Source organism: Trichocoleus sp. DQ-U1 (genome assembly GCF_039961925.1).
Classification (GTDB): Bacteria; Cyanobacteriota; Cyanobacteriia; order Cyanobacteriales; family FACHB-T130; genus FACHB-T130.
The window spans coordinates 1-23,160 of record NZ_JAMPKB010000028.1 but is presented as its reverse complement, the minus strand read 5'-3'; the positions used below and the strand labels follow the sequence as shown (position 1 = coordinate 23,160).

The following is a 23,160-nucleotide window of genomic DNA, read 5'->3' as shown; positions in this document are numbered from 1 at the left end:
ATTGGAAGAACAGAGCATCCGAATATTAACGAACGGCATTGACACAGAGCCAAAAGTGCGATCGCTCTTGTAAGAGCCTTCTATGCTTGAAGGTGCTAGCTGAACCAAATAGTAAAATGTCTGATCCCCCTGAAATTATCCTAATTGGGACAAATTAAGGAATTACAAGGCTAATCGGTTCTGCAATCTTGTTTAAATTTCAGAAACGCTCGTGGCAAATGCTGTAGGTAAAGGCTACGCTAGCACTCAAGCAAGCCATCTTACAGTCAACCCTCAGCAGCTATGGCAAAAGAACTGGCAATTCAAACTTGTGGACTCACCAAGCAATTCGATCGACATATTGCAGTTAATGATATTGATTTACAGGTAAAAGCTGGTGAAGTCTATGGACTAATTGGACCGAATGGAGCCGGTAAAACAACGTTGCTGCGGATGTTGGCGGCGGCTGAAGAGCCAACAACAGGTGAAATTTATATTAATGGCGATCGCCTGCAACGCGATCACAGCAACCCTACCCTGAAGCGGCGACTCGGCTATCTACCTGATGACTTCCCCCTGTACGACGATTTGACAGTCTGGGACTACCTAGACTATTTTGGGCGTCTCTACCGCTTGCGAGAACCACACCGCAGCCAGCGCCTGCGGGAAGTTTTAGAACTGGTGCAGCTAACGGGTAAGCGCAATAGCATGATTGCCACTCTCTCGCGGGGGATGAAACAGCGCCTGAGTCTGGCGCGGACAATTATTCACGAACCGATTTTGCTGCTGTTGGATGAACCCGTTTCCGGATTAGATCCTCTTGCCAGGATGCAGTTTCGGGAAATCATCAAAGTATTGCAGGAAGCCGGGATGACGATTGTCATTTCGTCACACGTCCTTAGCGACTTAGAGGAACTTTGCACCTCAGTAGGCATCATGGAACTCGGCTTTCTCGTAGAAAGTTCGCCACTCAAGGAACTTCGCCGCCGCCTCAGCCGCCAGCAAATTTTCTTGTCTACGTTGGGTAAGCTAGAGTCACTTGTATCAAAGCTGAGAAACCATCCTTTAGTCGAAGAATTGGAGGTGATGGCGGGACAAGAGCGAGTGCGCCTTTACTTTTCTGGGGGTCAGGAAGATTGTGCTAAGTTGTTGCGATCGCTTGTTGAATCTGGCATTCCTCTGACCGAATTTCATTGCACTCAGGAAGACTTGGAAACCATTTTCCTGAAGCTGGGACACCAGCAAGCATCATAAGACAAGATTGAGGACTGAGGGCTGAGGACTGAAGGCTTTGGACTGAGTTATTAACAATGCTTACTCTTCACTCAGCACTGAATTTAATTCTGGAGATTTTTTAGTGATGAAAATTAATTGGAGCGACCGGCTGGGAGATTGGAATCCCCAGCTGTTACGAGAAATTAAAGGGCGTCTTAAACCCCGAAATGTATTAATTGCAGTAGCGATCGCGCTGATGGGTCAAATGCTACTGCTGATGAGTTTCGCGACTCAACTGCCGGTTGATACGGGTACGGGCGATATCTACAGTAGATATTGCCTAGACTATCGCCCTGGTTATGGGCAGAAATGCCTTCTAGACCCCCTTGGCAATATTGTTATTAACTGGCAATTGTGGTGGCTAGATGTGTTCGTCTGGCTGAGTGTTATTGGCTTCCTGACCGTCTTGGTGGCTGGCACCTATATGCTAATTAGCGACCTATCGCGGGAAGAAAATCGCGGCACGCTGAATTTCATTCGCCTCAGCCCCCAGTCAACAACCAGTATTTTCAGCGGTAAGCTGCTGGGAGTGCCGATTTTACTTTATCTCCTAGCCGGTCTGGCGATTCCTTTGCATTTGTTGGCGGGTCTGTCGGCTGAAATTCCTTTAGTCCTCATTCTGGGCTTTTATGGTGTCGTGGTTGCCAGCGCCGCTTGCATCTACAGCGCCGCCTTACTTTATGGATTGGTCGCTGGTGGACTCGGTGGATTTCAGTCTTGGATTGGCAGTGGCATCGTGCTGATGTTTCTGACCCTCATGACTGGCTTGAGCCTTAACAGCAGCACAATCATCCATAATTCCCCCCTAGATTGGCTGCATCTATTTTCTCCTTCAATTGTGCTGGCATACCTCATTAATGCCAGTTCTCAAGGAAGTGCCTATTCAACGTCAATGGGAATGGCGCAACTGGAAGCCTGGAAATGGTTTTACTTACCTCTAGGTACCAGCATCTGGAATGTCATCGGCTTTAGCGTGCTGAACTATGCGGTGGGAACTTTATGGTTTTGGCAAGGGATGAAGCGTTGCTTTCACAATCCCAGTACGACTCTCCTCAGCAAACGGCAGAGTTATATAATGACGGCTTGCTTTGAAGTGGCTGTTCTGGGATTTGCCCTAACCCTACCCAAATGGCGCGCAGATAATCCAGAATCTATACCAGGCGGACTGTTTGATAATTTTGGTGGTTTGCTGTTGTTAAATTTGCCGCTGTTCTTGTGTCTGATGGCGGCGTTGTCGCCTCACCGCCAAGTTTTGCAGGATTGGGCGCGTTACCGACGGGAGAAAACATCTTCTCGCGTGAAAAACTTGGTGCAGGATTTGGTTTGGGGGGAAAAAAGCCCTTCAGTGGGAGCAGTGGCACTGAATTTACTGATTGCTTCAACTATCATGGTGCCTTGGATACTCCTTTGGCCTGCAAGTGCGTATAAAGCATCAGCGCTGGCGACCATCCTGCTGAGTGTCAATTTAATCTTGATTTACGCAGGTGTTGCTCAGCTAATGCTGTTCATGAAGACGCCGAAGCGATCGCTCTGGGCAGCAAGTACAGTGGCTGGATTGATTATATTGCCGCCGATTGTGTTCGGCTTACTATCAATCTCTCCCGCTAAAATCCCTGGTGTATGGCTGTTTTCCGTCTTCGCCTGGGGTGCTGTCAAAGATGCTGCTGCGACTAGCCTAGGTCTGGCAGTGCTGGGTCAGTGGCTAATGTTCAGCTTGTTGAGTATTCAGACAGCACGACAGTTGCGACAAGCGGGCGAGTCCGCGTCGAAATCGCTGATGTCCAATCGTCCCTCTTTGCCTGCTAACGGCTTGTAGAGAAGCGATCGCTCGAATCGATGCAGACACAGAAAAACTAAATCTAGAAAAACCCGTTTTCTGCCTCGAAAACGGGTTTCTTCTCAAAACTTGCGATCAAGGAAAACAGAGATGAACCTACTTTGGATGGAGCGATTGGGCGATTGGAACCCTCAGTTTCTGCGCGAACTCAAAGGACAACTGAAAACTCGCAAGTTAGCGATCGCTATCGGTGTCTCTTTGATTAGTCAGTTTTTACTGGTCTTATATTTTTACGAACAACTAAATCTTGATGGAACCTACAGCAGCTTTTGTGTAAGAACCAGTAACTACAACTGCCGGTTGGATGCTGCCGGTGAGATTGTCATTGACTGGCAGCAGTGGTGGCAAACCCTATTCAGCATTTTGAATTGGACTTTGCCTCTTATCTTATTACTCGCTGGGGTCTATATGATTCTCAGCGACCTTGGTAAAGAAGAGCGTCGAGGCACCCTGAATTTCATTCGATTGAGTCCCCAATCAAGTCAAAGCATTTTGACGGGGAAAATCCTGGGAGTGCCTATTTTACTTTATCTGGGTGTGGCCCTAGCACTACCATTGCATTGCTGGTCTGCGATTAGTGCCGGTGTACCTTTTTACTTTCTGGTGAGTTTTTATTTGCTCTCAGGTGCTAGTTACTATTTCTTCTATAGCGCTGCCTTACTTTATGGATTTTTGAGCGAATTTCAAGCTTCGTCAGCCAGTTTTTTAACCTTTGTATTTGCTTTGCCTTGGCTAAATGTAATTAATTGGTCTGTGTCCCTGGTTACACAGGCCAATTATGATTGGAGCGATTCAGTACTATACTATTGGCAATGGTTTTATATACCGCTCGGTAGTAACTTTTTGTTAGCTGAGACCTTTGCAATTCTAACTTTTAGTTTGTGGACTTACTGGATTTGGCAAGCCTTAAATCGGCGTTTTGCTAATGCCAACGCCACGCTTATCAGCAAAAAACAAAGTTACTGGATGGTCGCTTATTTTGAATTCCTGCTTCTAGGTTTTTGTCTACAAAAGAACCACTTAAATCCGGCACAATTTGCTGAATCTGGATTTCTGTGGGGATTGTTGGTCTTTATGGAAACCGTAAATCTGCTATGGTTCTTGGGTTTAATTGCTGCTTTATCCCCTCACCGTCAGGCATTACAGGATTGGGCTCGTTACCGCCGCGAAAAGGTTTCTAACCGTAAAAGTTTTTGGAAAAGCGACTTAATGCAGGATTTGCTGTGGGGTGAAAAAAGCCCATCACTGGTGGCAGTAGCAGTAAATTTGGGCATTAAAACCGTAATTTTGGGTGCTTGGATTCTGTTTTGGCCTCAAAACAGTGGCAAGATTTCAGCTATTTTAGGTTTGATCTTGAGCCTAAACTGGATCTTGATATTGGCGGGTATCGCTCAGATGCTGCTATTTATGAAAACAGCAAAGCGATCGCTCTGGGCTGGCATAACTATAATAGCCTTGATTGCATTTCCCCCAATCTTTTTCAGCGTGCTGTCGATGCCATTTTATCAAAGCTCTGGTGTGTGGCTGCTTACCGCCTTTCCGTGGATAGGGGTAAAAGAAGCCTCCACAATTCCCATTTTTCTGACAATCTTGGGACAGTGGAGCGTTACGACATTGTTAAGCTTACAATTGACGCGGCAGATGCGATTAGCAGGCGCATCTTCCTCCAAAGCAATCTTTGCCAATCGTCCATCAGCACCCGCCCGCTAGAACACTTTAGAGAGGGAGAAATATCGCGACTGCTTCTCCCTCTCTTCCCGCTCTAACTCAATCCTCAACCCGACTTTTTGAGCGCCTTTTTCACCAAATCTGGAATTTGGGAAGGGCGCTCTGCTATTGGAATTTTCGCTTGCTTGAAGGCGGCAATTTTTCGGTTTTCAGGTGTCTGTTCGGCGGCAATTTCAGCCTGTGGAAAAGCGAGCATCGCTTCCTGACGCCAAAAACCAAGTGCATTCCCTGGGCCTAAAAGTTTTTCTTGGGGAAGCAAGCGACCGACAAAATATACAATTACTGGCTTATCAAGTGTAGCAACGATGTATTCTGCTGCCGCCTGCTCATCACTAGAACTGGTATGGCTGATATGGCTGACTAAAACAATGACCTTCGTGTTTTTATCTGCTGCCAAAATTTCCAGCCATTGTACGACAGAAGATCCGACAAACGGCTCGCTGCCAATACTGACAGCAATCGATTGACCATAACCGGATCGGGTCATTTCCCCGGCTACTTCGTAGGTGAGATTGCCGCTGCGGCTGAGCAGCCCCACCGATCCAGGACTATAAAATTCAGGTTCATGAGTGCCTAGTAAAACCTTGCCTGGAACAATAATCCCAGCGCTGCTGGGGCCAAGGATAAGAGTTTGAGTCGCCTCTGCCTTTCTGAGCAGCCGAACCATATCCAGGGGAGGTATCCCACCCGTAATCAGAATAATTTGTCGGATACCTGCGGCGATCGCTTCTAGCGCAGCATCAAGCGCCGCGTAAGGTCGTACAAAGATAATGCTAATGTCAACCGCTCCGACCGACTGTATCGCCTGCTCTACCAGGTCGAACACCGGAATGCCATCCAGCGTTTGCCCTCCCTGACCGGCACTGACCCCAGCTACTACCTTCGTGCCGTAAGCTGTCATTCGGGCAGTGTAGGTTGACGCAAGTGGTTCTGCGATGCCTTGTATCAGGATTTTACTGTCTGGCGTTAACTTCATGATCCTTTACCAAAGTCTATTTTCCATGCAACGTTCGTGCGCGAACAGCACATGAGGTCTAATAACAAATGTCGGTATCTAACATCTCCCATACATCTATATCAGGTTGAGATGAGCGAGTCAGGTTGACAGGAGCAAGCCAACGTCCTGAATGTAACTTTAATGCCAAGCAAAGCAGCATGAAAGCTCGACCGCTAAAACAACCTTGCCTCACGATTTGGTGCTGGGAGTCCCGGATCTACTTTTAGCTGCTGCTTTGGCTAGGGAAATCGCTTGCTCAACAGCGTCATCCAGATTATCGCTCCAGTGTACGGGCATCGTGGCTAGAGGCTCTTGGCTTTTGTCGAGTTCGCCACCTGCTAAGCGGACAACAAATTGGGGAAGCAGGGTGAGAAATTCTGGTCTGCGATCGCCGATCCGGGTGCGAGAGTCCTTGGGGCTGGGTGTACTAACCCGTCGAGTCATTCGCTGCGGATGCTCTGTCATTTCATTAACTTTTCGTTGCAGATATGAATCAATCACTGCAACGACTTCCTGACTCGCTGCGGTATTGCCCAAAATATTAACCAGCAATACTTTAATATTTTTATTTTGAGTGAGACGCTCCAGCGCTTGTTCGAGCTGTTCTCTCCAAGATGCGGGTGTCAAATTTCCACTCGCCTCCTCACCCACAATTAGGCAAAGTCTCGGCTTGCCGCCAGCGCTGTAAACCAAATCTACCATTGCCATCGCCAAGCTGGTGCCGTTACAGAGAATCCCAATATTACCATCTCGATTCAGCCAGTTCTGAATGGGTAGAAACTTACCGGGATCGATGTCTGTAGGCGTTTCCTTCGCGATATCGGACTGAGGCATTTTTGCCGCTAGAGAAGCCAAAGCGGGATGACGTCTAAGAGCAGCATCATTGACTGTAATTTTGCCATCTAAAGCCATCAATTCGCCTGTAGGACTTACACCTAGGGGATTGATTTCTACTCCATCCAAATCGTTTTGGACAAACAGATGGTACATCTTTTCGATAACGGTGCTAACTGACTGGATCAAGGAACCTTGGAGTCCCATTTTCAGGGTCAGATGGCGGGCATAAAAGGAGGAAAATTCTTGGTCAACAACAACTTGCTGAAGAAGCTCCATCACCGCTTCCAAGTTCATGCCTCCTTGTGAGGAACCTAGCAGCACCGGGCGACGAAGGTCGTAGTCTAGGGTGACGGCTAGATAAAATTCACGAGTAGCATCGTATTTTGCTTCTGCTAGAAGCACTTGGGGATATTCACCCAGAATCGGCAAATTAAAAATCGTCCGTGCTGCCGCGATCGCATCGATGGTGTTTTCTGCAAATCGAATTCCACCCGCTCTACCCCGTCCACCAGCACGCACCTGCGATTTTAGGACAACCGGGTAAGGAATTTGCAAACCCTTGAGGTCTCTGGAATTATCAATTCGTTGAGAAGGCAAAACGGGAATGCCCATCTCCCGAAATAATTCTTTAGCTTGATATTCTAGTAAATCCATGAATGGCAATTTAAGGATGAGGGATGGGGAATGGGGAATGGTAATTGAGAAAAAAGGGATTCGTTATTCGGCAGTCGCAGCAAACCAAAGACGAATGGCTAACGATAATGACGAGTGACAATTACCCAATCCCGATTACCCCTGTTTCTGACGACTTTGCCAGTCTTTGGCGACTTTATCAATTCCATAGAAACGCTGCCAAAAGGCATCAACCGCCCTGGTAGGCAACACTTTGTTCATTAAAAACAGTAGAATATCTCCCCCAGTAGCAGCCACGTAGCGGGGACGAGGGTGACGGTCGGTGAGCGATCGCACAACCACTTTAGCAACCCGTTCGGAAGTCCAAGCTCGACTACTGGTTCGTTCCTCTAGCCCTTCTAGCCGCTCAAAAGCAGCCCGGTAAGGTGTATCTTGTGGAGTTGATATCGCTTGCTCAACCCGTTGCGCTGCTACCGCGAAAAACTCCGTACTGACTGGCCCTGGTTCAATCACGCTGACTTTGATATTGAATGGAGCCAGTTCCATCCGAAGTGCATCGCTAATTCCTTCCAAAGCAAATTTAGAGGAACTATATAACCCTCCAAAGGGAAACGCAAGCCGTCCGCCTAGAGAACTAATATTAACGATCCGTCCACCCCCTTGGTCCCGCATTCCTGGAATTAAAGCTTGAATTAAGGCAAGCGGGCCGAGTAAATTGACCTGAAACTGCCGCTGCACCGCCTCAAATGGAATCAACTCTACTGGTCCCATCTGTCCATATCCGGCATTATTGACCAAGGCATCCACGCGCCCAAAATGGTCGATCGTTTTAGTTGCCAAAGCTTTAGCCTGCTCAACTTGAGAGATATCGGTGGGAACAACCAGCACATCAGCACCCGCTTTGCGGCAGAAAGTTGCGACTTCCTCCAATTTTTCCTGGTTTCGAGCTGCTAAAACGAGCCGGATTCCCAACGACTGAGTCGCTAAAACTTGCGCCAGAGCAGCGCCAATCCCAGTAGAAGCTCCTGTAATTAGGATGACTTGTTCAGATAGCGGTGGAGTATCGATCTTCATAACTTGAGTTCAGTAGGCTAACACCTTAGCCGCGTGCCCGTACAGTTGTTAATGGTAAGCCCTAGCATTGCAAGCAATAGCCAATTCGCTGTAGCCAAGACAAATTTTTAGATTTTTGATTAGATTTTTTAATTATTGCAAGCACTACTGATGCGATTCCTCTGCTTGAAAGTAGAAAATTGAGCAAGCTTTTTAGCGGTCCTGCCTCAAAATGGAAGAAAGTGAAACGGAGGGTGTTGCTGGATGGAAACAGTAGCCCGCGAAAGCGAATTAGAGGTACTGGGGCGAATTCTACAAAATCGCCTTTACTCGGCATTACCGGAGAAGGTTCCCTTTCAAGTTCGGTGTGCCTTACCGCAGGAAGCGTTAATTATTTTGACGCAACACCCAGCGGATTTTCTGCCTGACCCGCAACGAACCTTTAGAACGTTAGAGCAAACTCTCAAAAGTCTGCAACCGGAATTTGCCCGTCAAGTCCAGCTGTATTTAAGAGTAGTCGGGCAAAAGCAACCCTATGCTTTCCATGCCTTCAGTGTCGATCCGTCTGTTGTGTCCCCGTCACCTGTGTCAACGTCAACTGTGTCAACGTCAACGACTGCTCTCGCTGATGAGACAGTTGTTATCGAGGAGACAATCCCAAATTCGACAGAGGTCAAAAATCTACCCAAAAAATTGAGGCGCAAGAAGACAATTCCGGAAAATCTCCCCAGCGAGACACCAGCAGCGGCAGATGGCAGCATTGGAGTGGATACCGACCCGGCAGAAATCGGCTCAGCACCAACAATTGATGAATCTTCCTCCCTTCCCGCCGATGAACTTAGTTTAGAGCCGGATGAGTCGCCGCCGGATGATTCGCCGGGGGAGGTTAAAAGCGAGGCACCACCGACTTCACTGGCTGGTAAACTACAGCGATTGCCATTGCCGGTACTGTTGGCAAGCGCGGGGGTAAGTTTATTGACGTTTCTGCTCACTCTCTACGCCTTGACACGTCCCTGCGTCATCGGAACCTGTACGCCACTACTCACGGCACAAGAGTTGAGCCAGGAGGCATTTGCAACCCTTCAGCGACCAAAATCTGGGCAAGAAATACTAGAAGCAAGAGAGAAACAACAAGAGGCAATCCGCCTTTTGAAGCTGATTCCATTCTGGTCTGGTTCTTATTCCGAAGCTCAGAAGCAATTGAACGACAATTCGCAGCAAGCGGAATTGCTCGATCAGCTGGTAATGGCTTTGAGTAAAGGTTCGGCGGCGGCTAGACAGAGCCAAAATCCTCCCCATTCAGCGACAGAATGGTTAGAAATTCAGAAGCTATGGCGAGAAGCGATCGCGCTTTTGGAACCCGTGCCCAAAAATAGCACGGTCTACCAACTGGCTCAGCAGAAAATTAAGGACTATCGAATAAATTTAGCCGCGATTAACGGGCGAGTGAATGCCGAACGACAGGCGCTTAAAAACCTCGACGCTGCAAAAGAAGGGCTTCAGGTAGCAGAAGCCCGTGAAGGAGTGGCTAATTCGATCGCCACTTGGCGACTGGCTGAAATGAACTGGGAGATGGCAATCAATCGGCTCAAGGCGATTCCTGTCGGCACGACTTCCCGTCCGGAGGCGCAGCAACTGCTGGCGACAAATCTGCCCAAATTGTCAGCAGCACGCGATCGCAAAAACAAAGAACAAATTGCCGCTAACGCCTACAATTTTGCTCAAACCCTCGCACGTAATGCCAAAAATTACGAACAGCGCAACCAATGGACATTAGCGGTGCTGAACTGGCGCAATGCAATTGTTAACATTCAAAAAATTCCCAGAGGCACTTTTTTCTACAATCAAGGCGATTCCCTAATGAGTTCTTATAAAGCCGAACTCAGGCAAGCAGAAATCCAACTAGGGTATGCCAGCCTGCTCCAAAAAGCGAGTACCGATCTTATTAAAACCTGCGCTGGAACGCCGAAAGTCTGTGAATACACTGTCACCAGTCAGCTAATCAGAGTTCAGTTGACACCCGCTTATATGCAGATGGTGACGCAAACCGTAAACGCCGCACAATTGAGAGGAGATTCTAATGCTCAAGCTGGGATAGCCGCTCATTTGCGAACGCTAGGAGATGCACTGGAAGCGATTAGCGATAATGCCCGTATTCCTCTTGAGCTTTACACTCCAGATGGTTCGTTGATTAACAAGTATCCTAAAGTTAGCTAGGAATAAAAGTCTCACATTAGGGTCGGTTATGTTTTCTATCTCAACCCACCAAATCCTGAGGTTGCGTTAGCTTTTGCTGTTGCTACTTATACCATTTTACCGCTACATTTAAGCTTCTCTTCGCCCCCAATTAATCGGGGGTGGGGAAATCAAATGTGTAGCCTTATCAAGGGAATTTGGGATTACATCTTGCATCTGTCACACCACCAGTACGCCACAGATGCAAGGTTGTAACCAGACTAATTACTAAATTCGAGCTAAACTAACCAGCAGTTATTTTTAACAAAACCTATTTATAATTTTTAATGATTCTTGAGTTGGGCTTCGGGAGTAAAAAACTGGCGGCAAAGCCCTTGAGTGACTAATAAAGTTGTCACTAAGTTGGTAAAAGCAAGCATAAACATAATTAAAATTTGGTAGGATGCAGCATTCAGCGGGTCAACACCACTCAATAATTGACCTGTGATAATTCCTGGTAGTGTCACGACTCCAACAACCATCATTTGGTTCAGAGTGGGAATCAAACCGGCGCGGATGGAATCTTTGCGGTATTGTGCAACAGCCTGTTGTGGCGTTGCACCTAAGCTCAGATGGGTTTCAATTTCGCTGCGGCTAGCGTTAACGGTGCTACTCAAACGTTCACCCGCGATCGCTGCTCCATTCATCGCATTTCCGAGTACAATTCCCGCTAAGGGAATCAGGTACTGGGGTTCATACCAAATGGGCGGTTGAAGGATCAACAAAGTGGTGTAACTCAATGTCAGGGCGCTACTCACCAAAATCGACCCCCACACCACGGGCAATACGTGGGGAATTTTTTTGCCGATGCGATTGCGAGCAACAATTGCGGCAATGCTCAGCATTACCATCAACAGGGCCAACACTGCCCAAGGATTTTTCCAGGCAAAGACGAAGGCTAATACATATCCAACGCCCAACAGCTGGATAATAGTGCGACCAGTCGCGATCGCCAATTGCCCTTCTAATCCGAGTTGTTGAATCCTGGATAAACCAATGGCAACTGCCATCATGCCCAACGCCAAGACAAGGTCTGTAAAGTTCAGTGCGATTAAAGAATCCACAGTTCACAATGAGGTCTTGCTTTCTCCCTAATTCTGCCAGGATTGAGGAAGTTTTGATTGCGGAGGGCGGAGGGCGGAGGACTGAGGACTGAGGACTGAGGACTGAGGACTGAGGACTGAGGACTGAGGACTGAGGACTGAGGGCTGAGGGCGGAGTGCTGAGGACTGAGGACTGAGTGCTGAGGAGTTAGGAGTTAGGACTGAGTGAAAATAGGAATGCTCCCCTTGTCCTCTGTGGGTCTGCTTCGTTTTCCTGTTATCGTCCCTCTATCTGCCAAATTCTGCGAAACAATTTTGTAAGTTCGGCATTCTGAATCAAAAAGGATGGTGAGGCGTGGATTCCCTTTCTGAGCAAAATTTGGTTCTATGTAGATAAAAATTTGTGGTGTCAACGAGTGAATAATATTCCCCCCCTAGACCTGTCGCGGCAGTACAAAATTATCAGTGAAGAAGTGAATGCAGCCGTTCTAGGCATCTTGGCTTCTGGTCGTTATATTGGTGGTCCTTCGGTTGCAGGCTTCGAGCAACAGTTTGCAGCTTACACAGGCGTTTCAGAGTGTGTAGCGTGTAACTCTGGTACAGATGCCCTCTATCTAGCTCTCAGGGCTTTACAGATTGGGCCGGGGGATGAGGTAATTACGACGCCGTTCACCTTTATTGCCACTGCTGAAGTAATTAGCGTGGTGGGGGCGACGCCGGTTTTTGTCGATATTGATGCCCATACGTTTAATTTCAATATCGATCAGCTGCAAAAGGCGATTACCGCTAAAACTCGCGCCATTATCCCAGTTCACCTTTTTGGGCAGCCGGTGGATATGACGACAGTGATGGACGTAGCACAGGCTCATAATCTAGCGGTGATTGAAGACTGTGCCCAAGCCACAGGCGCTGAGTGGGCAGGATCTAAAGTAGGCAGCATCGGGCATATTGGCTGCTTTAGTTTCTTTCCTACCAAGAATCTGGGTGCTTGTGGAGATGGCGGTGCGGTGACGACGAACGATCCAGCGATCGCTTCTGCTATACGGATGCTGCGGGAGCATGGAATGCGCGATCGCTACCATCATGAAGCAACTGGCATTAATAGCCGCTTGGATGCTCTACAAGCCGCCATTCTGCAAATTAAACTGCGTTATCTGGATACGTGGAATGACCTGCGTCGCTCGGTTGCACAGCAGTACCACCGATTGTTAGAGCCGGTGCCTGGGGTGGTGAAGCCGCAAGAAACGCCAGGAGGTCGCTGTGTCTGGAATCAATACACGATTCGCCTCACCCAATCTAGTAACGGCAGCTATCGGGACGAGGTTCGCAATCAGCTACAGCAGCAAGGCGTTAGTTCGATGGTTTACTATCCCTTGCCTTTACACCTACAGCCGGTCTACAAGAATTTAGGCTATAAATCTGGGGACTTCCCTGTGGTAGAGCAAGTCTGTCACGAGGTTTTGGCCTTGCCCATGTTCCCAGAACTTTCTCTGGAGGAACAGGAGCAAGTGGTTTACAGCTTGAAAGACTGCTTGGGATAAGTTTTGAGTTTTGAATTTTGAGTTTTGAGGGTCGATTTATTAACCTCGATTTCTGGCGTAGGGGCATAGCACTGCCATGTCCCTACAGAACGTGAATCAGTGTAAGTTTTTTAATCCACGTTCCTTAGCCAAGATTTATTCAAAATTCAAAACTCATCACTCATCACTCCGACCGCTTAGGGATTACGCATGAATACGTTCGCGGCTGACAGTGGATAGTGCTTCCACCAAGCTACGAACAGCCGCTACCATCGCGACTTCACTGTTGAGTTGGTTGATGGCAGAACCGACGCCGACACCCGCAGCACCGGCAGCGATCGCCATCGGTGCGGTAACGCTAGAAATTCCGGAAGCACACAGGACTGGGACGGAAACAGCGCGAGAAATTTCGTAAGCTGCTGCTAAGGTAGGAGCCGCTTTTTCAATCAGTCCCAGCGTACCGGCGTGAGTCGGGGTTGAGGAAGTGCCTCCTTCGGTTTGGATAATATCGGCACCGGCTTTTACCAATGCTTCTGCGAGTTGAACTTGCCGATCTAGCTCCAGAATATGGGGCACGGTGACAGACAAGGTAATATTTGGCAGCAGCGATCGCGTTGCTTGCGTCAGCGCCAACACTTCTTCTGCTTCAAACCGCCGTCCCTGCGCGTAAAAACTATCAAAGTTGCCGATCTCAATCAAATCCGCTCCAGCTTCCACTGCGATCGCAAACAGTTCTGGTTCTACTGCTGATACGCAAATTGGCAGGCTTGTCAACTGACGAGCCAACCGCACCAAATTGGGTTCTGCGGCAATATCGACGAAAGTAGCACCGCCTAAGTCGGCTGCCTTAACGGTGGCAGCAACTCGCTCCGGATTGAAGTTATTCAATCCGGTAATAATTTTTAAAGCACGACCTTGGTCAAAGACACGCTGTAGTGTAGTATTCATGGTCATAAGCCCGATTTGGCTCGCAAATTTTGCATCTTAATTGTACAGACCGAATCATCCGGTCTCTACATTCAGAACGATCTACCTGGGAATATTACTGCGGAAGGTTGTGCATCCCCGCTGATTGCCATACCATCAGGAAATAAAAATTACGCTCTGCTTTTTATCACAACTGGGATCTAGACTAGGAGCATAGCGCAGATCCTGCCCCCCTCCTGCCCTCCTCCTGCCAGTGACGGTCATGAATTTTCCACCCACAAATCTGTCAACTTTTCACTCAGATGTTTTACAGCAAACTGAACTAGGGCAGCTGTGTGGTACCGAGCAGTTGTTCCGCGATCGCTATGAGATCCTGCGAATGTTGGGAAGAGGTGGCTTTGGTATCACCTTTTTAGCCAGAGATGCCAACTTGCCAGGCGATCCTTTGTGCGTGATTAAGCAGCTGTGTCCCAAGTTTAGCGATCCGATTGGACTGCAAACAGCGCGGAAACGCTTCGAGCAAGAAGCAAGAACCCTCAGTAAGTTGGGCAGCCATTCCCAAATTCCCATGCTGCTAGATTACTTTGTAAACGAGGGAGAATTCTATTTAGTTCAAGAATATGTACGAGGGTATACCCTCGCACGCTTGGTGCGGCGCGGAGGTCCCTTATCGGAAGAGGGCGTTAAATATTTCCTTCGTCAAATCCTGCCATTGTTGCAGTACATCCACGGCAATAATGTAATTCACCGCGATATTAAGCCCCAGAACATCATCCGTTGCCAGGACGATGGGAGGCTGGTGCTGATTGACTTTGGAGCCGTCAAAGAGGAGATGGTTCCTTTAAGCGATACAGGAGGTCAGAAGCAAACCACCCAGTTTATCGGCACGGTTGGATTTGCACCGCCGGAACAATTTTCACTGCGTCCTGTTTATGCCAGCGATATTTATTCGTTAGGCGTAACGTGTCTTTACTTGTTGAGTGGGAAAGCGCCGCTAGAATTTGATAGCGATCGCTCTACGGGTGAGATTCAGTGGCAGGACACGATATCAGTCAGTAAAGACTTTGGCAAAATTCTCAACAGAATGCTGAAAATCTCTTTACGCGAACGTTATCAATCTGCAACAGCGATTATGCAGGCATTTGGCTGGGAATCGCCTCAAGACAATTTAGCGCAGTTTATGACAACTCAGCGTCCTTCAGGGAAAGATTCAGATAAGAAAAAATCAGAAGCAAATTCACCAAATTATGTTTCTCCTACCGCCAGAACAGCGATCGCGCTTCGAGATTGGAAAGCTAGGTGGCAGGCAAAGCAACGAGATCCTAAGAAAAGACACCGTCATAGCATCATTAGCAGTTCTGGTAACTCAGGACTTTAGGAATTGGTAGTGGGAAAATTATAGTTGGTTATTACACCATTGCTCAACAAAGGCTTCCGCTTTTGGGCAGAAGTTTCCTATTGGGTGCAGCAGTTTATTTCCTGAGAGTGAAAGCCCAGACAAGATGCCAATATTCCTTTCAGATATCTTCTAAAAAATTCTTTTCCTAAAAAAAAAGGGAACGGTTGCTTATATAGCAATCCCATTTAAGTGGCGGACCAGCGGTTCATATCCTCGAATTCTCTAAGAATTCGAGGATATCACCTTCATGAATCGTTTAGGCTCACTGCATTATCTCGGTCTATTATTAATTGATAAAATATAAAAAGTTGTTTTAGATTTCTCAAGCTTACAGAGGGAAACATTTAGATCGCTCAAGCGTCTAATTTAGTAAAAAGTTTGAGAGCGAGCTGATATCAATTCACCTGTTTAAGCCCTACACTTCAGTTTCTTATTATCTCTCTTTCTTCTAGCGTAGCCGCACTCCCATCTCAGGGGATGAGGTATCTGATGTGTATCACCAAAGATCAAAGAAAAATCTTATGAAAATAATTTGTTTTAGAGCATAATCATTAACCATAGAAAAGCCAATGAGGTTGTGAAAGTTATTTAAAATGGCACTCAATCAAAAAAGTTTTAGTCACGAAAATAACTTAGAAATCATGTGGCAGCTTAACAAACTGGCATCCCCTTGATGAAGCTTGCTACTTAGAAAGCTCAAAATCAGTTTCATAAGTTATTTCCTCGTCAAAAAATGATTGGTGAGGGTATTTCTATGAGTAAAAAAATGGGAATAAATACCCAACCGCTTTAGCAAGTTAATCCTGAAAGCAGTAAAAGCAAACAAGCAGGATTTGCACTGGCTCCGCCAAAGATAAGGCATTGAAAACGTAGGAACTTGGAATACCGAACAGGAGGGGAGAATGAAACTTTATCAAATTTTAATAATATGCGCGATCGCTATAGGAGCGATCGCAGGTTCCACTTTAGCAACGATTAGCTACCGCAACAGCCAAGCACCACAACCCACAACTGAAGTTCCATCTCCTCCGGCGACAACGGAGACACTAGAACCGACAATACCCCCGTCTGTGGCGGTATCGCCCCCACCGTATACGCCGCCAACTTCAAAACCAACTGGGACTCAAACAACTCCGCCAGACAAAAGTTCGTTTTCTCAGTTTCGCGTGCGTCTTTTAGATGCCATTAGTCGGCGGGATGCTAATTTTATTCGCACGCTTGTCACCTCAGAAACTGAATGGAACTATGGCGGTACGCTCAATTTGGACAGCTACAACATTGATGACAAAAATTCTAAATTTTGGGCATACATGGATAAAGCACTTAGTTTAGGTTGTGCTACCGACAATCAGGCAAAAGTGGCGAACAAAGAACCGGGATCTGATGTTTGGGTGTGTCCAGATATCGCAAAAGCACTGGAGTCAATTCGCCCAGATAAACCGAATGTTGGACAACTGGCAATTTTAGGACAAAATGTGAATGTCCGTGCAAACCCTGGGGCAGGTAGCAAAGTTGTGGGGGTTGTGTCTTACGATTTTGTAGCGTTTGATGGCAACACCTTTAACAGCCTACCAGAGCAGATGCAGAAAGCGGTGAAGGAAAAGGTTATCGATGGTTGGACGCCAGTGAAACTCCGGAATGGTAAAAAAGGTTGGGTTCTCAACCGCTATGTGTACGATTCAGAAACCGATTACCGCGTCAGTTTTGTGCGGACTCGCGGACAGTGGCGGCTGCGTTACTTCTTGCCAGGAAATGGGAATTAAGCGATCGCAATTTTTGAAATAAAAAGGTTAATCCACAGTCAAAGTCTTCGTCAAATTTCTGGGGCGATCGACATCCAATCCCCGATAAACAGCCGTGTAATAGGCTAAGAGTTGCAGCGGAATAACTGCCAGGATCGGAGAAAGTAATTCGTCCGCCTCCGGGACAGTCAATACCCGATCAAAAATGCCTGTAATTTCTGGATTGTTTGTGGATATCACCCCAATGAGCTGAACCCCCCTTGCTTTTGCTTTTTGGGCATTAGCAAGGATTTTTTCATAAACAACTCCGGGCATTGCGATCGCTACTACAGTTACAGAAGAATCTAGCATCGCAATTGGACCATGCAAAAATTCTCCAGCATGATAACCTGTTGCGTGCATATAGCTGGTTTCTTTCAGTTTCAGTGCTGCTTCTAGAGTGATGGGAAAATTAATCCCGCGCCCTAAAATAATGCAGTTTTGGGTATGGGTAAGGTCTTTGGCTAGCTGCTCGACGGCGTGCTTTTGGCTTTGTAAAATTAAATCAATTTGATCGGGGATTTGGCGCAATTGCGTGAGGATTTGATGCAGTCGATCGCTCGATAGAGTTTGACGGCAGTATGCTACATCAAGCGCCCAACAGTAGAACGCTATCAACTGAGCGACAAAGGTTTTGGTGGCAGCGATCGCTACTTCACTTCCTGCCAAAGTATGAATTGTACGATCTACCAGCTTTTCTAAAGAACTTCCCGCCTGATTGGTAATTCCTAAAAATCGAGTTTCACCAGAACAATGCTGTTTTTCTATTGCTAAGGCAGCGAGAGTATCTGCGGTTTCTCCAGATTGGGTAACGCCAACAATGAGAGTATTCGGAGTTGCAGGCGATGGCGCATCCCGAAATTCTGAGGCATAGTGTACGCTTGTTGGCACTTTAGCTACTTGCTCTAATAGATATTTACCTACTAAGCTGGCATGAAGACTACTACCACAAGCAAGAATTTTAATCTGGTCTATACCATCGTAAAAGTTGGATGATAAACCTAAGTTTAGAGGTTGTTGAGTCAATTCATGCCGTAGCTGTTTATCGTTAAAACGAATTTCTGAGAAAGCCTCTAAACAAGTTCGGACAACTTCTGATTGCTCATGGATTTCCTTGAGCATGAAGTGGGAAAATATCTTTTCTTCAGGAGAATTCACGCTGCACTAGAAATGTTAATTGGATTGGCTGCTGCCGATAGGGGTAGAGCCTCCTATCAGCAGTATTCCCGGACTTGGTTGGGGAAGAAGGAAAAATAACCTACCCTTAAAAGGAAATTGCTCCCTCTTCTAGGTTCCTATGCCCTACTACGAGCAGTTTAGCGATGGGGAAATAACTTCGGCTCTGGCGCTGAATTTGTAGCTGCCTGGTTAGAGGTAGGTGGTGAAGCCGATGAAGTTGAGCGCAACTCTTGATAGAAACCAAGAACTTTTTCTGTATAAGGGCCGGTTTCGTTGCTGTTATAGCGGGTCGGATCGCCCGTCATCCACCAGGAAGCCGCCCGTTGTACCGCTACCACCTCATTGTTGCCACTCGCCTGAAACTCGTCCCGCAACACGTCGCGCATGACACACACCAGAATGCTTCGTGCGGTTACGGGACTGCTTTCAAATTGCGCTGGTGTTAGTTCCCGATTGATACATTGTTGTGACCAGCCGGGTATATTGTCTGGTTTAACTTGCCACTCGCTGTACAGTCCATCATCAGCGGTGCCAGTTTGCGGTGCTGCCCGTCGTAACGCTTCCACCAGTGCCCCTACATGGGTATCAGAAATCTTTGCTGAATTGGTAGCCGCCGCCGTTGTGACAGAGGGTTTTGCGGGTGGCTGGTTTGAGGTGGGTGATGGTGATGGCGTGGGAGTTGGAGTTGGTTTAGCCGCTGGTTGGGTAGCAGGTTTGGGTGGGGTTGAGGCAGGCGGTACTGCGGATGAAGTTGAGCGCGACTGCTGGTAAAAACCAGAAACTTTTTGGATGTAGGAAGCGATGTCTTTACTGTTATAGCGGGTGGGATCGCCTGTCATCCACCAAGCAGCCGCCCGTTGTACCGCTACGGATTCATTGTTACCCGCCGCTTGATACTGTTGGCGAAGAATATTGCCCATGATGCACTCTACAACTTTCCGTGCGGTGGCGGGATTTGCTTCAAATTCCGCTGTGCTTAGGGCACGTCCGGTGCATTGTTTTGACCAGGGGGGAATGTTGTTTAGTTTGATTTGCCAGTCGCTGTAGAGTCCATCGTCCTGTTTTCCGGTTTGGGGTGCTGCCTTCCTGAGCGCTTCTGCGAATGCCGCTACTTTAGCATCTGTTATCTGTGCTTGAGCGGGCAGTGCTGACAGCCCAACGCTGAGGATTGCTCCCCACAGTAACCACTGTAATCGCATGGCTTGCGTCCTACGAACTTAAAACTCTTTTTTATCCTAAGTGCTATTCAATGATGCGCGATCGCTCTTAGCAATGAGAATGCGATCGCGACTCTTGCTTCAAAATTAGCGGATATCTTGGGATAATCCGTGGCTGTCGAAAAATCCTCAACCAGTATGAGCAAACGACGCAAATTTCCCTGGAAGCGATCGCTCAGTGCCATTGCCCTTAGTCTGGTGCTGTTGTCTCTGGGACTCTATAGTGTCTTCTATGGCGTTTCGTGTCTAAGACGTCCACCCCGCACCGACGTTCAGCAACCGCTATTTCAAGGTATCGTTTATCGGCGCATTCCCCGCTCAACACCGCGCCCCCTAACGATCCACGTTGTCACTATCGACCTAAAAGCGCCAGGAATTGGGGTGTTAGTAACGCCAGGAAAACCCACCCAAGGAAAAGAAACCGTAGCACAAACGACCAGTGACTTTTTGCGGGAATTTAACTTGCAATTGGCAATCAATGGTAGCTTTTTTTACCCATTCCAAGAGCAATGGCTGTTATATTATCCCCACAGTGGCGAACCCGTGAACGTATTGGGGCAGGCGATTTCTAACGGCGTCACCTACTCTGCGTTTGAGCGAGGCTGGCCCGTTTTGTGTATTTCTCAGGATAATCGTGCCCAAATCAGCAAGGCGAGTTGTCCTGCGGATACGGCTCAAGCTTTGGCAGGCGGCGAAATCATCATCGAACGCGGCAACTTAGTGGTGATGAAAGATAACCGCGATCAAAAAAAGTTATTTCCGCGCACAGTGGTTGCGACTGATGAAAGCGGCGAGAAATTGTGGTTAATTCTGGTTGATGGTCGCCAGCGTTTCTATAGTGAGGGCGTCAGTATAATTGAGCTGCAAAATATTCTTGCCGAGTTGGGTGTTTATCGGGCGCTGAACTTGGATGGCGGCGGTTCGACAACGCTGGTGGTAGCGCGTCGTGGAGGGAAGCCTAGCGAAGTGTTAGCAGCATCGCTCAATTCACCGATTCATACTCGCATCCCCATGCGGCAGCGCCCAGTGGCGAACCATCTGGGCTTTTATGCGCGACCGATAAAAATTAAAAATTAAAAATAAACAATCTTATTTTTTAATTTTTAATTTTGCATTTTTTAATTGACCTGCACAATCAACCCTTCACGCGCAAGGAACGAACCCGGCGAGACTTCTTGAACTTGTGTCTCAATTTGATCGAGAAAGTCATCGCTGTGGTTCGGTTCGTGGTGAAAAATTGCCAACCGCTTGACGCCTGCTGCCTGCGCTACTTTCACCCCTTCCTGCCAAGTAGAGTGTCCCCAGCCGACTTTGGGAGATTTGGGGTTGTTATACTCCTCATCGGTGTACATGGCATCGTAAATCAAGACATCAGCTTCGCGGGCTAAGTGCAGCACATTTTCATCTGGGCGATCCGGCAAATGTTCCGTATCCGTACAGTAGAACACGGTGTGTCCTTGCCACGTCACGCGATATCCCATCGCGCCGTTGGGATGGTTCAGCGGGCCGGTTTCAATGGTGATATCATCCACCTGAAAGGTATCGCCACAAATTAACTCGTAAAATTTCAAGTCAGCTTCCATGCCTTGCAGGGGCACTGGAGAATTTGAGTGCATCACGCGATCGCAGAAATGCTGTTTCATGGAGTCTGCATCTGGTGGCACTGCCCCATAAATGTGGAAGCAATTGCCTTCCATAAAAGCTGGCTTAAAAAATGGCACTCCTTGAATATGATCCCAGTGGTAGTGAGTAAAAAACATATAAGCTTCTACTGACTGCTGCTGGTTTATCAAATCCTTAGATAGAAGACGCAAGCCGGTGCCGCCATCAAAGATCAGGCGTTTTCCACCGATTTGCATTTCTATACAAGAAGTATTGCCACCGTAGCGAACGGTATCTTTTCCAGGGGAGGGGATACTGCCTCGCACACCCCAAAACTGAAGCAAAAACTCGGAAGAAGGGCTGGTTTCCATTTCACTCTCAAGGCTTTAAAGTACCGCACTGACCCTGATGGCGTAGCAAATGATCGCAAAGCACCAAAGCCACCATTGCCTCTACCATAGGCACCGCTCTGGGCAAAACGCAAGGGTCGTGACGCCCCTTAGCTGCTAGTATAGTCTCTTCACCCTCGCGGGTCACGGTGCGCTGTTCTTTGCGAATGGTGGCTGTTGGTTTAAATGCCACCCGAAGAATAATATTTTCTCCGTTGGAGATGCCCCCCTGAATCCCGCCGGAACGGTTCGTTTTGGTGCGAATTTCGCCACTTTCGTCAATCGAGAATTCGTCATTATGCTCGCTGCCCGATAACAAAGTACCGGCAAAACCAGAGCCAATTTCAAATCCCTTACTTGCTGGTAGAGACATGACACCTTTAGCCAGGTCTGCTTCCAGCTTATCAAATACTGGCGAACCTAGCCCTTTGGGTAGATGACGGGCAACACATTCTACAACTCCGCCGATAGAGTCGCCTTCTCGCCCTACCTGCTCAATTTTTTCAATCATCCGCTCTGCACATTCGGCATCGGGACAGCGGACAATATTACTTTCTACTTGTTCTAAAGTGACAGTATTGGGATCGACAACGCCTTCTAAGTCTTTGATGCGCTTGACATAGGCGATGATTTCAACTCCAGCAACTTGATGAAGGACTTTTTTAGCGATCGCCCCAGCAGCTACTCGTCCAATTGTCTCCCGCGCTGAGGATCTGCCGCCACCTTGCCAGTTGCGAATGCCATATTTCGCATCGTAAGTCGCATCAGCATGAGAAGGGCGATATTTCTGCGCCATCTCATCATAATCTTGGGGGCGAGTGTCCTTGTTTCGCACCAAAATTGCGATTGGCGTTCCCAAGGTTTTGCCTTCAAATACGCCGGAAAGAATTTCGCAGGTGTCAGCTTCTTTGCGGGGTGTGACGATTTTACTTTGTCCCGGACGCCGCCGATCGAGTTCTACCTGAATTTCTTCGGCAGAAATTTCCAATTGCGGTGGACACCCATCGATAATCACCCCGACGCCACCGCCGTGGGACTCGCCAAATGTAGTGATGCGAAATAGATGCCCGAAGGTATTGCCCATAATACTTAAGGAGGATGCATAGCGATTTGTATCTTAACAGCGATCGCGATTGAGATGGGAAGCGATCGCGCTTCTCGCTGCAACTGTTTTTATTTAAACGAACCGCCAAGGACGCAAAGGGCGCAGAGGTAAGAGGAGAGAGAGCTTATATTTTTTTAATTTTCCTATCTACTTATCAGCAGCCACACGTACTCCAGCACGCTTGCTCACCTTATCAAGCAAAGTTCTGTATCGGGTGCGATCGCTTCTTGTACGTCCTTTGCTTTCTCTATTTCCCCAAACAAAAAACGCCCCCCTTGCGGAGAGCGTTTTTATTTAGCTAAGTTTTAGCAATTAGCCATTGATGCTGGGAGCCATCAGAGCCACTGGGGTGGACTCACCAGCTGCCAAGTCGAGGGGGAAGTTGTGAGCGTTGCGCTCGTGCATTACTTCCATACCCAGGTTG

The 23,160-nt window shown here is 47.7% G+C and carries 18 protein-coding genes; 8 read left to right on the top strand and 10 right to left on the bottom strand.

Annotation, left to right across the window (positions count from 1 at the left end; all coding sequences use genetic code 11):
- Nucleotides 1–282 precede the first annotated feature (282 nt).
- The 3 genes from NDI34_RS13660 (at nucleotide 283) to NDI34_RS13650 (ending at nucleotide 4,801) form a co-directional block, all read left to right on the top strand.
- A complete protein-coding gene (locus tag NDI34_RS13660; protein ID WP_348232921.1) occupies nucleotides 283–1,233 on the top strand; it encodes an ABC transporter ATP-binding protein in 951 nt (316 codons plus the stop codon).
- Nucleotides 1,234–1,339: 106 nt separating this feature from the next.
- Nucleotides 1,340–3,070, top strand: coding sequence for an ABC transporter permease (locus tag NDI34_RS13655; protein WP_348232920.1), 1,731 nt, complete (start codon nucleotides 1,340–1,342; stop codon nucleotides 3,068–3,070).
- A gap of 111 nt (nucleotides 3,071–3,181) precedes the next feature.
- Nucleotides 3,182–4,801, top strand: a complete 1,620-nt coding sequence (locus tag NDI34_RS13650) for an ABC transporter permease (protein WP_348232919.1) — start codon at nucleotides 3,182–3,184, stop codon at nucleotides 4,799–4,801.
- Between the two features lie 64 nt (nucleotides 4,802–4,865).
- Here NDI34_RS13650 and NDI34_RS13645 read toward each other — a convergent pair whose 3' ends face one another.
- The 3 genes from NDI34_RS13645 to NDI34_RS13635 form a co-directional block, all read right to left on the bottom strand.
- On the bottom strand, nucleotides 4,866–5,795 hold the full coding sequence (locus tag NDI34_RS13645) for a CoA-binding protein (RefSeq protein ID WP_348232918.1): 930 nt from the start codon (nucleotides 5,793–5,795) through the stop codon (nucleotides 4,866–4,868).
- 210 nt (nucleotides 5,796–6,005) lie between these two features.
- Complete coding sequence (locus tag NDI34_RS13640) at nucleotides 6,006–7,307, bottom strand: ATP-grasp domain-containing protein (protein ID WP_190427262.1); 1,302 nt, start codon at nucleotides 7,305–7,307, stop codon at nucleotides 6,006–6,008.
- Between the two features lie 135 nt (nucleotides 7,308–7,442).
- Nucleotides 7,443–8,360 carry an SDR family oxidoreductase gene (locus NDI34_RS13635; RefSeq protein WP_190427258.1) on the bottom strand — a complete coding sequence of 306 codons (918 nt, stop codon included), beginning with the start codon at nucleotides 8,358–8,360 and terminating at the stop codon, nucleotides 7,443–7,445.
- Between the two features lie 243 nt (nucleotides 8,361–8,603).
- Here NDI34_RS13635 and NDI34_RS13630 point away from each other — a divergent pair, with 243 nt between their 5' ends.
- Nucleotides 8,604–10,556, top strand: a complete 1,953-nt coding sequence (locus NDI34_RS13630) for a hypothetical protein (RefSeq protein WP_348232917.1) — start codon at nucleotides 8,604–8,606, stop codon at nucleotides 10,554–10,556.
- Between the two features lie 302 nt (nucleotides 10,557–10,858).
- On the opposite strand, the gene fetB is transcribed toward NDI34_RS13630, so the two are convergent.
- On the bottom strand, nucleotides 10,859–11,638 hold the full coding sequence (gene fetB / locus NDI34_RS13625; RefSeq protein ID WP_348232916.1) for an iron export ABC transporter permease subunit FetB: 780 nt from the start codon (nucleotides 11,636–11,638) through the stop codon (nucleotides 10,859–10,861).
- Nucleotides 11,639–12,033: 395 nt separating this feature from the next.
- On the opposite strand from fetB, the gene NDI34_RS13620 reads away from it, so the two are divergent.
- Nucleotides 12,034–13,158, top strand: a complete 1,125-nt coding sequence (locus tag NDI34_RS13620) for a DegT/DnrJ/EryC1/StrS family aminotransferase (RefSeq protein WP_348232915.1) — start codon at nucleotides 12,034–12,036, stop codon at nucleotides 13,156–13,158.
- A 183-nt stretch (nucleotides 13,159–13,341) separates the two neighbouring features.
- On the opposite strand, the gene NDI34_RS13615 is transcribed toward NDI34_RS13620, so the two are convergent.
- Entirely contained in the window at nucleotides 13,342–14,091 is a 750-nt protein-coding gene (locus tag NDI34_RS13615; protein WP_190414319.1) for a DUF561 domain-containing protein, read from the bottom strand.
- Nucleotides 14,092–14,326: 235 nt separating this feature from the next.
- Here NDI34_RS13615 and NDI34_RS13610 point away from each other — a divergent pair, with 235 nt between their 5' ends.
- Both NDI34_RS13610 and NDI34_RS13605 read left to right on the top strand, forming a co-directional pair.
- Nucleotides 14,327–15,442: a serine/threonine-protein kinase gene (locus NDI34_RS13610; RefSeq protein ID WP_190529213.1), complete on the top strand. Its 1,116-nt coding sequence runs from the start codon at nucleotides 14,327–14,329 to the stop codon at nucleotides 15,440–15,442.
- Nucleotides 15,443–16,365: 923 nt separating this feature from the next.
- Nucleotides 16,366–17,226, top strand: coding sequence for an SH3 domain-containing protein (locus NDI34_RS13605; RefSeq protein ID WP_348232914.1), 861 nt, complete (start codon nucleotides 16,366–16,368; stop codon nucleotides 17,224–17,226).
- 27 nt (nucleotides 17,227–17,253) lie between these two features.
- Here the strand turns inward: NDI34_RS13605 and NDI34_RS13600 are convergent, their stop codons facing one another.
- Both NDI34_RS13600 and NDI34_RS13595 read right to left on the bottom strand, forming a co-directional pair.
- Complete coding sequence (locus tag NDI34_RS13600) at nucleotides 17,254–18,402, bottom strand: isomerizing glutamine--fructose-6-phosphate transaminase (protein WP_348232913.1); 1,149 nt, start codon at nucleotides 18,400–18,402, stop codon at nucleotides 17,254–17,256.
- Nucleotides 18,403–18,560: 158 nt separating this feature from the next.
- Nucleotides 18,561–19,622: a hypothetical protein gene (locus NDI34_RS13595; protein ID WP_348232912.1), complete on the bottom strand. Its 1,062-nt coding sequence runs from the start codon at nucleotides 19,620–19,622 to the stop codon at nucleotides 18,561–18,563.
- Nucleotides 19,623–19,751: 129 nt separating this feature from the next.
- Here NDI34_RS13595 and NDI34_RS13590 point away from each other — a divergent pair, with 129 nt between their 5' ends.
- Nucleotides 19,752–20,717 carry a phosphodiester glycosidase family protein gene (locus NDI34_RS13590; RefSeq protein ID WP_348232911.1) on the top strand — a complete coding sequence of 322 codons (966 nt, stop codon included), beginning with the start codon at nucleotides 19,752–19,754 and terminating at the stop codon, nucleotides 20,715–20,717.
- A 41-nt stretch (nucleotides 20,718–20,758) separates the two neighbouring features.
- Here the strand turns inward: NDI34_RS13590 and NDI34_RS13585 are convergent, their stop codons facing one another.
- From NDI34_RS13585 to NDI34_RS13575, 3 genes are all read right to left on the bottom strand, one after another.
- Entirely contained in the window at nucleotides 20,759–21,613 is an 855-nt protein-coding gene (locus NDI34_RS13585) for an MBL fold metallo-hydrolase (protein ID WP_348232910.1), read from the bottom strand.
- Between the two features lie 7 nt (nucleotides 21,614–21,620).
- Nucleotides 21,621–22,715: a chorismate synthase gene (gene aroC, locus NDI34_RS13580; protein ID WP_190414330.1), complete on the bottom strand. Its 1,095-nt coding sequence runs from the start codon at nucleotides 22,713–22,715 to the stop codon at nucleotides 21,621–21,623.
- 333 nt (nucleotides 22,716–23,048) lie between these two features.
- The coding region (locus NDI34_RS13575) for a photosystem II protein D1 (RefSeq protein ID WP_348232938.1) at nucleotides 23,049–23,160 on the bottom strand (112 nt) is incomplete at its 5' end.

Excerpts from the sequence above, each read along its gene's own strand:
- NDI34_RS13660 (WP_348232921.1), top strand. The coding sequence starts at position 283 with ATGGCAAAAGAACTGGCAATTCAAACTTGTGGACTCACCAAGCAATTC.
- NDI34_RS13655 (WP_348232920.1), top strand. The coding sequence starts at position 1,340 with ATGAAAATTAATTGGAGCGACCGGCTGGGAGATTGGAATCCCCAGCTG.
- NDI34_RS13650 (WP_348232919.1), top strand. The coding sequence starts at position 3,182 with ATGAACCTACTTTGGATGGAGCGATTGGGCGATTGGAACCCTCAGTTT.
- NDI34_RS13645 (WP_348232918.1), bottom strand. The coding sequence starts at position 5,795 with ATGAAGTTAACGCCAGACAGTAAAATCCTGATACAAGGCATCGCAGAA.
- NDI34_RS13640 (WP_190427262.1), bottom strand. The coding sequence starts at position 7,307 with ATGGATTTACTAGAATATCAAGCTAAAGAATTATTTCGGGAGATGGGC.
- NDI34_RS13635 (WP_190427258.1), bottom strand. The coding sequence starts at position 8,360 with ATGAAGATCGATACTCCACCGCTATCTGAACAAGTCATCCTAATTACA.
- NDI34_RS13630 (WP_348232917.1), top strand. The coding sequence starts at position 8,604 with ATGGAAACAGTAGCCCGCGAAAGCGAATTAGAGGTACTGGGGCGAATT.
- NDI34_RS13615 (WP_190414319.1), bottom strand. The coding sequence starts at position 14,091 with ATGACCATGAATACTACACTACAGCGTGTCTTTGACCAAGGTCGTGCT.
- NDI34_RS13610 (WP_190529213.1), top strand. The coding sequence starts at position 14,327 with ATGAATTTTCCACCCACAAATCTGTCAACTTTTCACTCAGATGTTTTA.
- NDI34_RS13605 (WP_348232914.1), top strand. The coding sequence starts at position 16,366 with ATGAAACTTTATCAAATTTTAATAATATGCGCGATCGCTATAGGAGCG.
- NDI34_RS13595 (WP_348232912.1), bottom strand. The coding sequence starts at position 19,622 with ATGCGATTACAGTGGTTACTGTGGGGAGCAATCCTCAGCGTTGGGCTG.
- NDI34_RS13585 (WP_348232910.1), bottom strand. The coding sequence starts at position 21,613 with ATGGAAACCAGCCCTTCTTCCGAGTTTTTGCTTCAGTTTTGGGGTGTG.
- aroC (WP_190414330.1), bottom strand. The coding sequence starts at position 22,715 with ATGGGCAATACCTTCGGGCATCTATTTCGCATCACTACATTTGGCGAG.